We start from the raw sequence: 11,015 nt of genomic DNA, 5'->3' as shown, positions 1-11,015 counted from the left end.
GGAGGCGGGGGTGGGTTTCGGGGGAAGGATGTTGTTGCCCCCTCCTCAGAAGGGAAGGGTCCCGGGGGGGGGGAGCAGGAGGAGGGGGGGGGGCGGGGGGGGGGGGGGGGGGGCGGACCCCGCCCCCCCCCCCCCACGCCCTGGTCCGTGTCCCGGGTCAGTCCTCGACAAGCTCCACCGGCGCGATCTCGTCGTAGACGTCACCCGGGCCCGGGTTCGACGGGTCGGTCGTGCCGCCGAAGTGGTGCATCACGCCCCACACCGCGTTCAGCGCGGTCTGCACGGCGCCCTCGGCCCAGCCGGCCGTCCAGGAGATGTCGTCGCCGGCGAGGAAGATGCCCCGCTTGTCCTCGGGCAGCCGGTCCTGCATGAAGTGGGTGAACAGGCGCCGCTGGTAGCGGTAGTGGCCCGGCAGGTTGGCCTTGAACGCGCCCATGAAGTAGGGCTCGTTCTCCCAGGAGACCGTCACCGGGTTGCCGATGATGTGCTTGCGGATGTCGACCTTCGGGTAGATCTCGCCGAGCGACTTCAGCATGACCTCCATCCGCTCGTTCGCGGACAGCGGCAGCCACTTCAGGCTGTCGTCGCACCAGGTGTACGACAGGCAGATCACAGCGGGCCGGTCGGGGCCGTTGTCGAGCAGGTAGGTCCCGCGCGTCATGCGGTCGGTGAGCGTCATCGACATGACGTCCCGGCCCGTCTCCTCGTCCTTGTCCAGCCAGAACGGCCGGTCCACGGGCACGAAGAGCTTGCTGGACTCCATGTAGTGGGTGCGCTCGATCGCGGTCCAGTGGTCGATCGGGAAGAGCGAGTCGTCGCAGGCGATCTTGGACAGCAGCATCCAGGACTGGGCGGTGAAGACCGCCGCCTGGTAGGTGCGGATGTCGCCGTCCGCGTCGGTCACGGTGATCCGGTTGCCCGCGGTGCGGTGCAGCCGGGTCACGGCCGGGCGCGGTTCGCCGCTGGTGTGCAGGGACTTCAGCGAGGTGCCGTGCGGCCAGTGCACGATCTTCTCCGGCTCGCGCTCCCACAGGCGCAGCGGCAGCTGCTGGGAGCCGCCGACGATGCCGCGGTGGTGGTCGTCGGCCTCGGTGTAGACGACGCGCAGGATCTCCAGGATGGAGTTCGGGAAGTCGGTGTCCCAGCCACCGGTGCCGAAGCCGACCTGGCCGAAGATCTCGCGGTGCCGGAAGGACTTGAACGCCTCGGAGTCGCAGAGGAAGCCGTAGAAGGTCTGGTTGTCGAGCTTCTCGACCAGCTTCGCCCAGATCTCCCGGATGCGCGGCACGTCCCGCTCGCGCATCGCGCGGTTCATGTCGGAGAAGTCGGCGCCCTCCTCCAGGCACTTGTTCCAGGCCTCGGCGACGTCCCGGTACACCTGGGGCAGGTCGTCGATGGTGACGGCGTAGTGCGACTCGCCCTTGAGGTCGACCACGGTCGAGGGGGTGGCCTCGGCCAGCGGGTTCGGGAACGGCCTGGTCTCCAGGCCGACCAGGTCGATGTAGTGCTGGAGGGCGGTGGAGGACGGCGGGAAGCGCATCGCGCCCAGCTCGCAGTTCAGCGACTCGTCACAGCCGTCGAAGCCGACGGTGCGGAGCCGGCCGCCGAGCTGGTCGGCCTCGTAGACGACGGGCTTGAGGCCCATCTTCATCAGCTCGTAGGCGGCGACGATGCCGGACAGGCCGCCGCCGATGACCGCGACCTCGGTGCCGTGCTCGGTCGCCGGGATCTGGCCGAGACCCGCCGGGTGGGCGAGGAAGTCGTCGTAGGCGTAGGGGAAGTCCGGGCCGAACATGGTGATCGGCGGCTGCTGCTCGTCGGTGTGCTCGACGGCGTTGGGCACCGTGGACGTCATGGGGTACGGACTCCTTGCGTGGTGGAACAGGGTGAGGCCGGGTGGGGCCGCCGCGCCGCGGCTTTGCTTCGCGGTGTCCGCGCGGCTCAGACCAGGGACCCGTACAGACCGGGGCGGCGGTCCGCCAGGTACGGGTTGTTCTCCCGGGAGGCGGCCAGGAAGGCGGGGTCGGCGTCGGCGAGCACCAGCTGCTCGCCGCGGCCGGCGCGGGTGCGGGCGACACCGTCGGGACCGGCGAGGACGGAGAGGCCGACGAACTCGAACTCCCCTTCCGCACCGACCCGGTTGACGTACGCGACGTACATCTGGTTCTCGAAGGCGCGCACCGGGATCACCGACTCGGCGACGAACTGGAAGGGGTGCATCTGCGCGGTCGGCACGACGAGGAGGTCGGTGCCGGCCAGGGCGTGGGCCCGGACGTTCTCCGGGAACTCGACGTCGTAGCAGATCAGCAGGCCCACGGTGAGGCCGTTCAGCTCGGCCTGGACGACCTGGTGCCCGCCCGGTGTGAAGTGGTCGCGCTCGAAGCAGCCGAAGAGGTGGGTCTTGCGGTAGTTGGCGAGCCGGGTGCCGTCGGCGGAGATCAGCTGCGCGGAGTTGAAGACGGTGTCGCCGTCGCGTTCCGGGTAGCCGTAGACGAGGGCCAGACCGTGCCGGGTGGCGATCTCCGCGACCGCGTCGGCCCAGTCGCCGTCGGCGGGCTCGGCGAGGCGCGCGATGTCGTCGCCGATGGCGTACCCGGTGAGGAACATCTCCGGTGCGGCCAGCAGCCCGGCGCCCGCGGCGGCGGCGCGGCCCGCGGCCTCGTCGAGGACCTCGAGGTTCTCGGCGATCGAGCCGGGACGGCCGGAGCTCTGGAGCAGGGCGGTGCGCATGCGGGGTCCTCACCGGAACGGGGGGTCGGGGGTCAGGAAGACGGTACGGGCGGTGCGCTCGGCCGGACAAGAAGGAGCCGTTGCGCGCGCGTGCGGAGTTCGTTGCGCCGCATGGGGGGTGGGCGGCGATTCGTTGCGTGACCCGGCCGCACGCCCCCGGAAACGGAAACGGGGCGCCTTGTCGCACGCCGGGCGCGGGTCGTGGGGGGTGCTCGCGCGGTTCCCCGCGCCCCTGGAGGGGCGCCGACCGGCGGCCGGCGTGCGACAAGGCGCCCCGAGCCGATGTCCGCTCCTATCCCGGTGCCCCGGAGGAGAAGCGGCGCAGCAGCGGTGACAGGACCAGGACGGACTTCGTGCGCTCCACGAACGGCTCGCCCGCGATCCGCTCCAGGACCCGTTCGAAGTGCCGCATGTCGGAGGCGAAGACCTGGGCGATCGCGTCCGCGTCGCCGGTGACGGTCGACGCGGCCACGACCTCCTGGTAGCGCTCAAGGCCCCGCTGGATGGTCTCCGGAGAGGTGTTGCTCCGGCAGTAGATCTCGATGTACCCCTCGGTCTCCCAGCCGAGGGCCGCCGGGTCCACCCGGACGGTGAACCCGGTGATGGCTCCGGTGGCCCGCAGCCGGTCCACGCGCCGCTTCACCGCGGGCGCGGACAGACCGATCAGCTGCCCGATGTCCGCGTAGGAGCGGCGGGCGTCCTCGGCGAGGGCGTGCACGATGCGTTCGTCGAGATCGTTCAGCACAGGGGGTCGTTCACTTCTTCGGTTCGGTCACTTCACTGCCGTCACCGCGAGGTCGTCGTCGGTCGCGAGACGGGAACGGCGATAGCCGTACAGGAAGTAGAACACGAGCCCGGCGGCCATCCAGCATCCGAAGACGACCCAGGTCACGGTGTCGAGGCTGAACATGTTGTAGGCGCAGAACAGGAAGCCCAGCACCGGCAGCAGCGGCCCGAACGGCACCCTGAAGGTGCGCTCGAGGTTGGGCCGCTTGTAGCGCAGCACGATGACCGCGATGTTGACCAGGCCGAAGGCGAACAGCGTGCCGATGCTGGTGGCGTCGACGAGCTTGCCGAGCGGGATGAGCGCGGCGAGCGCCCCGCAGAACAGGGAGACGATCAGCGTGTTGAGGCGGGGGGCGCCGGTCTTGCGGTGCACCTTGCCGAGCGCCTTGGGCACCAGTCCGTCGCGGGACATCGCGAAGAGGATGCGGGTCTGGCCGTAGAGCACGGTGAGGACCACGCTCGCGATGGAGATGACCGCGCCCAGCGCGAGCAGCGTGCCCCAGAAGGTCTGGCCGCTGACGTCGTTCATGATCGCGGCGAGGGAGGCCTCGGAGCCGTCGAACTTCTTCCAGTTCCAGGCGCCGACGGCGACACCGGCGACGAGCACGTACAGCGCGGTGACGATGATCAGCGACAGCATGATCGCCCGCGGCAGGTCCCGCTTGGGGTCCTTCGCCTCCTCACCGGCGGTGGAGGCGGCGTCGAAGCCGATGTACGAGAAGAACAGCGTGGCGCCCGCGGCGCTGACGCCGCTCATGCCGAGCGGCATGAAGTCGGCGTAGTTGCCGGACTTGAAGCCCATGATGCCGACCGCGCAGAACAGCACGAGGGCGACGATCTTCACGCAGACCATGATCGTGTTGGCGCGGGCGGACTCCCGTGCGCCGCCGAGCAGGAACACCATCGCCAGCAGGACGACGACCAGGGCGGGCAGGTTGATGACACCGCCCTCGCCGGGTGCCGAGGACAGCACGTCGGGGATGGTGACGCCGATGGTGCCGTCCAGCAGCTCGTTCAGGTACTCGCCCCAGCCGACGGCGACGGCGGCCACCGAGACGCCGTACTCCAGGATGAGGCACCAGCCGCAGACCCAGGCGACCAGCTCGCCCAGCGTTGCGTATGCGTACGAGTAGGAGGAGCCGGCGACCGGGATGCTGCCGGCCAGTTCGGCGTAGGACAGGGCCGAGAACAGCGCGGTGAGGCCGGCGATCACGAAGGACAGGGTGATGGCGGGGCCGGCCTCCGGCACGGCGTCGCCGAGGACGACGAAGATGCCGGTGCCGAGGGTGGCACCGATGCTGATCGTGGTCAGCTGCCACAGCCCGAGGGAGCGCCGAAGCTGCCCTCCCTCGCCCTGGCCGCCTTCCGCGACCAGGCGTTCCACGGGCTTGCGACGCATCAGGCGCGCGGCGACGCCCGGGGACGCGGGGGCGGCCGGTATCTGGTTCTGCGGGGGTGCGCCTTGGTCGAGCACGCGCTGGCTCCTTATCGCTGCCGGTGTGGTGCGGACGCGGACCGGCGGGAGGGCCGGTCCTCGTGGACGGGGACCGGTGGGCCTGCGAAGGGCAGGAACCCACCGAGCGGGGTCCCCGCCACGCACGTACTAGCGCAGCACCCTATGAGGCGGGCCTTCACGGGCGTAATGCAGCAACCTTGCGCATCCCCGCAGAATCATTGCGTTCCCCCGGCCGGAATGACAAATCGTTGCGCGCGAGCTGTCGACCGTTGCACAAGGCCCTGACGGGCGCTTTTTCCCCGCCTCGGCGGGATACGCCGACGGCCCCCGGCCCTCCCGGGTGCGGGAGGGGCGGGGGCCGTCGTGCGGGCGGCGGAAGGGCCGGTCAGCTCCAGCTGGCGTGCAGCGGCTTGCCCTCGGCGTAGCCGGCCGCGCTCTGGATGCCGACGATCGCCTTCTCGGCGAACTCCTCCAGCGAGCCGGCGCCGGCGTAGGTGCAGGAGGAACGGACGCCCGCGATGATCGAGTCGATCAGGTCCTCGACGCCCGGGCGGGCCGGGTCGAGGAACATCCGCGAGGTGGAGATGCCCTCCTCGAACAGCGCCTTGCGGGCCCGGTCGTAGGCCGACTCCTCCGAGGTGCGGTTGCGCACGGCACGCGCGGAGGCCATGCCGAAGGACTCCTTGTAGGCACGGCCCTGGGCGTCGTGCTGGAGGTCGCCCGGCGACTCGTAGGTGCCGGCGAACCAGGAGCCGATCATCACGTTGGACGCGCCGGCCGCGAGGGCCATGGCGACGTCACGCGGGTGGCGGACACCGCCGTCGGCCCACACGTGCTTGCCGTACTTCCCGGCCTCGGCGGCGCACTCCAGGACGGCGGAGAACTGCGGGCGGCCCACGCCGGTCATCATGCGGGTGGTGCACATGGCACCCGGGCCGACACCGACCTTGATGATGTCGGCGCCCGCGTCGATCAGGTCCTTCACGCCTTCGGCGGAGACGATGTTGCCGGCCGCGATCGGCACCTGCGGGTCGAGGGCGCGCACCGTCCTGACGGCGCTGATCATCGACTCCTGGTGGCCGTGCGCGGTGTCGATGACGAGCGTGTCCACGCCCGCGTCGAGCAGCTGCTTGGCCTTGCCCGCCACGTCGCCGTTGATGCCGACGGCGGCGGCGATCCGCAGCCTGCCCCGGGCGTCCACGGCGGGGGTGTACAGCGTGGCGCGCAGGGCGCCCTTGCGGGTGAGGATGCCGGCGAGCCTGCCGTCCTTGTCGACGGCCGGGGCGTAGCGGCGGTTGTGCTGGTCGAGGGTGTTGAAGGCCTCGCGCGGGTCGATGTCGGCGTCCAGCAGGAGCAGGTCCCTGGACATGACGACTTCGAGCTGGGTGAAGCGGTCGACGCCGGAGAGGTCCGCGTCGGTGACGACACCGACGGGCCGCTGGTTCTCGTCCACGACGACACCGGCGTTGTGCGCCCGCTTGGGCAGCAGCGCCAGGGCGTCGGCGACGGTCTGGTGCGGGGCCAGCACGATCGGGGTGTCCAGCACCAGGTGCCGGCTCTTCACCCAGGAGATCACATCGGTGACGACATCGATGGGGATGTCCTGCGGGATGACCACGAGCCCGCCGCGGCGGGCCACCGTCTCGGCCATGCGGCGGCCGGCGATGGCGGTCATGTTCGCGACGACGAGCGGGATGGTGGTGCCCGTCCCGTCCGGCGAGGCGAGGTCCACGCCCTGACGCGAGCCCACCGCGGAGCGGCGCGGCACCATGAACACGTCGTCGTACGTCAGGTCGTACGCGGGCTGGATGTCATTGAGGAAACGCACGTGCTGCACATCCCAGTCGATCAGAGGTGACCCCCCGACGGGTGCGCCAGGGGGAAAGAGCACGTACTTCATTGTCCCATGTCAGGGTGCCCGTCATGCCCTGACAGAACATCCAGGGTCGCCGCCGGCCGGCTGGGAGGATCCTCCAAGGGCGAGGGCGACGGTGAGGGCGGGCGCCCGGCCGGCGGCCTCGGTAAGGACCTCCTCGGCGATCCGCCACTCCTCGGGCCGGGCCCCGGCGTACGGCCGCCAGCCGCGTACGACGATCAGCAGGCCCCGTTCCGCGGCGCCTTCGGGCCAGACCGTGGGATCGGACAGGGAGTCGGCCAGCGCGTCCCAGTTGCGGCCGAACCACTCGGGCAGCGCCAGGGCCCGGGCCGCGCGGTCCATCAGGCCCGCCTTGTCCGTGACGCCGTCGAGGTCGAGCGCGACCACGTGACGGCCGGTCAGGTCTTCGCTCATCTCAGTACCGCCCGGAACGATTCGTAGTGGTCATCGGTGTAGTAGACCTCCCCGCCCCGCCCGGTGACCAGGCGCCGGGCGCCCCGGTCGCGGGAGCCGGGGGTCCGCACGGTGTACTCGTGGTAGTAGCCGCGCCGCTGCTGGGGCAGATGCCCCTCGAAGTTCCCGAAGACGGTCCCGTCCTGGGCGTGCGGGAAGGGGCCGCCCTGGTCGACGAGGGCCAGCGTCCGGCGGGCCTCGGCGGGCAGCCGCGACTCGGGGACGGTGGCCATGCCGTGGGCCCAGGACGGAGCGGACGCGTCCGGCGGGGACGCGCCGCCGGAGCACCCGGCCAGGAGAACGGCGAGACAGACCAGCAAGCCGGCCAGGAGACGGGGGACGAACCGCGGCAGCATGCGGACGATGCTGCCACGGCCGTCCCGCACGGGCCCGCCGGGACCCGGTGTCAGACTCCGTCGGGGTCCTGACGGCCGAGCGCCGGCTTCGGCGCCGGGCCCGCCGTCATCAGGTAGTCGGCGGCCGACGTGTCGGTCACCAGGCTGGTGACCAGCCCGGAGCGCAGCACCGCGTCGATCGCGGCGGCCTTGCGCTGGCCGCCCGCGATCGCCACCACCTCCGGGATGCGGCGCAGCTGGTCGGCCTTGACCGTGATGCACCGCTCCCCCAGGTCCCGGCCGATCCGCCGCCCGTCGGCGTCGAAGAGGTGCGCCGACATCTCGGCGGCGACCCCGAGCGAGGCGTAGTGCGCACGCTCCTCGTCGCTGAGCATGTCGTGCACGGTCGAGATGCCCGGCTCCCAGGAGCCGATGGAGACGCAGGCGACCGTGACCTTGTCGAAGTACTCGAAGGCCCGGGCGATCCCGGTCTGGTGGCGCAGCGCCGCCGCGGTGGCCTCGTCGGGCAGCAACATCGGCGCGTAGATGGGGTGCGCGTCGCCGCCCGAGACCTGGGCGGCCCGGCGGACGGCCTCCACCGAGCCGCGCTCGGCGGTCCCGGCGTCGTACACACCCGTCAACTGCACGACCGTGCACGGCGGCAGCCGGTCGAGGGCCGCCGCCATGTGGATGGTGGACCGGCCCCAGGCCAGCCCCAGGACGTCGCCCTCGTTGACGAGTTCGCCGAGCAGGTCGGCGGCGACCTCCCCGAGGTTCTCGGGGTCCGGGGTCTCCTCCGCCTCGGCCGGGGACTCGACCACGACGGCGTGCCTCAGGCCGTAGCGGGCGCGGAGCGCGTCGGAGCGCTCGGCGTCCAGTTCGGCCGGCACGCGGATCTCGATGCGTACGAGGTCCCGTTCGAGGGCCGTCTCCAGGACCCGGGCCACCTTGAAGCGGCTGACGCCGAACTCCTCCGCGATCTGGATCTTGGACTTGCCCTCGAGGTAGAAGCGGCGGGCCATGGCCGCCGCCTGCACCAGCTCAGCGGGTCCCATCCGCATGGCTGACCGGCCCGCCGACATACCCGACACGGCGATCTCCTCACTGCTGTTCACACTCTGGATTCGCCGTTCATCCTCGCAGATTCGGGGCGACTGATCCGCCCTGATGGGCGGCCTTCATTCAACCGTTCACTTGGCCGTGGCTCAGTGGTCGCATGCCCACGACGCCCCGGCGGCGGCCGACTCCGCCCGGGCGCGCAGCGCGCGCACGGCCTCGGCGGGGTCCTCGGCGCCGTACACGGCCGAACCGGCGACGAACACGTCCGCTCCCGCGTCGGCGCACCGCTCGATGGTGGCGGCCGAGACACCGCCGTCGACCTGCAGCCACAGCTCCAGGCCGTGCTTCTTGATCAGCTCACGGGTGCGGCGGATCTTCGGCAGCATGATGTCGAGGAACGCCTGGCCCCCGAAGCCGGGCTCCACCGTCATGATCAGCAGCATGTCGAGTTCCGGCAGCAGGTCCTCGAACGGCTCGATGGGCGTCGCGGGCTTCAGCGCCATCGAGGCCCGGGCCCCCTTCGCGCGGATCTCCCGGGCCAGCCGCACCGGAGCGGCGGCGGCCTCCACGTGGAAGGTGACCGACGACGCCCCCGCCTCGACGTACCGGGGCGCCCACCGGTCGGGGTCCTCGATCATCAGATGGCAGTCCAGCGGGGTGTCCGTCGCCCGGGCCAGGGACTCCACCACCGGCACGCCGAGGGTGAGGTTCGGGACGAAGTGGTTGTCCATGACGTCGACATGGAGCCAGTCGGCGCCGCGGACCGCCTCGGCCTCGTCCGCGAGGCGGGCGAAGTCGGCGGACAGGATGCTGGGGTTGATCTGCACGGGCATGCCCCCCAGCCTATGCCCTGCCGGGGAGGCCCGGTCAGGCCCCGGGGCGGCCGGTGTTACGCGGTCCTGCGGATCAGGGCCAGGTACATCGCGTCCGTGCCGTGCAGATGGGGCCAGAGCTGGATGTCCGGGCCCTCGCCCAGGTCGGGGAGGCCGGGAAGGAGGGGACGGGCGTCGATCAGGTCGGTGTGGGGGTGCTGCTTGAGGATGTCGGCGACCACCGCCCGGGTCTCCGCGAGGTGCGGGGAGCAGGTGGCGTAGCCGACGACCCCGCCGACGCGTACGGAGTCCAGGGCGGTGCGCAGCAGGGCGCGCTGGAGCGGGGCGAAGGTGTCCAGGTCCTCGGGGCGGCGGCGCCAGCGGGCCTCGGGGCGGCGGCGCAGGGCGCCGAGACCGGTGCACGGCACGTCCACCAGCACCCGGTCGAAGGTGCCGGGGCGCCACGGCGGGCGGGTGCCGTCGGCGGCGATGACCTGGTACGGGCCCGGATTGCCGTGCAGCGCCTTGGCGACCAGGCCGGCCCGGTGCGGCTGCTTCTCGGAGGCGAGCAGCACGGCACCGCGCTCGGCGGCGAGGGCGCCGAGCAGCGCGGCCTTGCCGCCGGGTCCGGCGCAGCCGTCGAGCCACTTCTCGTCGGGCCCGTCGAGCGGGGCGCTCGCGAGCGCGAGGGCCACCAGCTGGCTGCCCTCGTCCTGCACGCCGGCCCGTCCCTCGCGCACGGCCTCGACCGCGCCCGGCTCGCCGCCCTCCGCGAGCCGTACGGCGTACGGCGACCAGCGGCCCGGTACGGCGGCCTCCTCGCGCAGCAGTTCCTCGGTGGTGGCCCGTCCGGGCCGGGCGACGAGGGTCACCTCGGGCCGCTCGTTGTCGGCCGCCAGCAGCCGCTCGATGCCGGTCCGGCCGCCGCCGAGGGAGTCCCAGAGCGCGGAGACGACCCAGCGCGGGTGCGAGTGCACGACGGCGAGGTGGTCCTCGGGGTCCTCGTCGTACGGCGGCGCGACCTTCTCGGTCCAGCCGTCGAGGTCGTCCTGCGCGATCTTGCGGAGCACGGCGTTGACGAACTTGGCCCGGCCGTCGCCGAGCACCACGCGGGCCAGCTCCACGGAGGCGGAGACGGCGGCGTGCGTCGGGATCCGGGTGCCGAGCAGCTGGTGCGCGCCGAGGCTCAGCACGTCCAGCACCGGCGGGTCGACCTCGCGCAGCGGCCGGTCGACACAGGCGGCGATGACGGCGTCGTAGGTGCCCTGCCGGCGCAGCGTGCCGTACACCAGCTCGGTGGCGAGCGCGGCGTCCCGGGCGTCGAAGTCGCCCTTCTCGCGGGCCTTGCGCAGCAGCGGGGGCAGCACGAGGTTGGCGTAGGCGTCCCGCTCGTCCACCGCGCGCAGCGCCTCGAAGGCCAGGATGCGGACGGGGTCCTTCTGGGGACGGCGGTAGGGCTTGGCGGGCCTGCGGGGCCGCCGGGACTGCTCGCTCACGAAAAAGGTGCT

Annotated in this window: 10 protein-coding genes; all 10 read right to left on the bottom strand. The window is 72.0% G+C overall.

The features are described 5' to 3' along the window. Positions 1-157: 157 nt before the first annotated feature. The 10 genes from ACZ4W9_RS37460 to ACZ4W9_RS37415 all read right to left on the bottom strand — a co-directional run bounded on the left by ACZ4W9_RS37460 (position 158) and on the right by ACZ4W9_RS37415 (position 11,003). Complete coding sequence (locus ACZ4W9_RS37460) at positions 158-1,855, bottom strand: flavin monoamine oxidase family protein (protein ID WP_467943605.1); 1,698 nt, start codon at positions 1,853-1,855, stop codon at positions 158-160. 86 nt (positions 1,856-1,941) lie between these two features. Continuing rightward, a complete protein-coding gene (locus ACZ4W9_RS37455) occupies positions 1,942-2,730 on the bottom strand; it encodes a carbon-nitrogen hydrolase family protein (RefSeq protein WP_467943603.1) in 789 nt (262 codons plus the stop codon). Positions 2,731-3,022: 292 nt separating this feature from the next. Continuing rightward, positions 3,023-3,475, bottom strand: a complete 453-nt coding sequence (locus tag ACZ4W9_RS37450; RefSeq protein ID WP_030620185.1) for an Lrp/AsnC family transcriptional regulator — start codon at positions 3,473-3,475, stop codon at positions 3,023-3,025. Between the two features lie 27 nt (positions 3,476-3,502). Then, positions 3,503-4,990, bottom strand: a complete 1,488-nt coding sequence (locus ACZ4W9_RS37445; protein ID WP_467943600.1) for an amino acid permease — start codon at positions 4,988-4,990, stop codon at positions 3,503-3,505. Positions 4,991-5,357: 367 nt separating this feature from the next. Further along, positions 5,358-6,800: a GuaB1 family IMP dehydrogenase-related protein gene (locus ACZ4W9_RS37440; RefSeq protein WP_467943598.1), complete on the bottom strand. Its 1,443-nt coding sequence runs from the start codon at positions 6,798-6,800 to the stop codon at positions 5,358-5,360. Between the two features lie 93 nt (positions 6,801-6,893). Then, entirely contained in the window at positions 6,894-7,262 is a 369-nt protein-coding gene (locus ACZ4W9_RS37435) for a barstar family protein (protein WP_467943596.1), read from the bottom strand. Continuing rightward, positions 7,259-7,657, bottom strand: coding sequence for a guanyl-specific ribonuclease (locus ACZ4W9_RS37430; protein WP_467943593.1), 399 nt, complete (start codon positions 7,655-7,657; stop codon positions 7,259-7,261). Before ACZ4W9_RS37430 ends, ACZ4W9_RS37435 begins: the two co-directional genes overlap by 4 nt. 50 nt (positions 7,658-7,707) lie before the next feature. Further along, positions 7,708-8,751, bottom strand: a complete 1,044-nt coding sequence (locus ACZ4W9_RS37425) for a sugar-binding transcriptional regulator (RefSeq protein WP_467943591.1) — start codon at positions 8,749-8,751, stop codon at positions 7,708-7,710. Positions 8,752-8,841: 90 nt separating this feature from the next. Next, positions 8,842-9,528, bottom strand: coding sequence for a ribulose-phosphate 3-epimerase (gene rpe / locus ACZ4W9_RS37420; RefSeq protein WP_467943588.1), 687 nt, complete (start codon positions 9,526-9,528; stop codon positions 8,842-8,844). A 56-nt stretch (positions 9,529-9,584) separates the two neighbouring features. Further along, positions 9,585-11,003 carry an RsmB/NOP family class I SAM-dependent RNA methyltransferase gene (locus ACZ4W9_RS37415; protein ID WP_467943586.1) on the bottom strand — a complete coding sequence of 473 codons (1,419 nt, stop codon included), beginning with the start codon at positions 11,001-11,003 and terminating at the stop codon, positions 9,585-9,587. Positions 11,004-11,015 lie beyond the last annotated feature (12 nt).

This window comes from Streptomyces sp. NPDC029296 (assembly GCF_055569255.1).
Note: the sequence above shows the minus strand (reverse complement) of the source record. Positions and strands in the feature narration are given on the sequence as shown.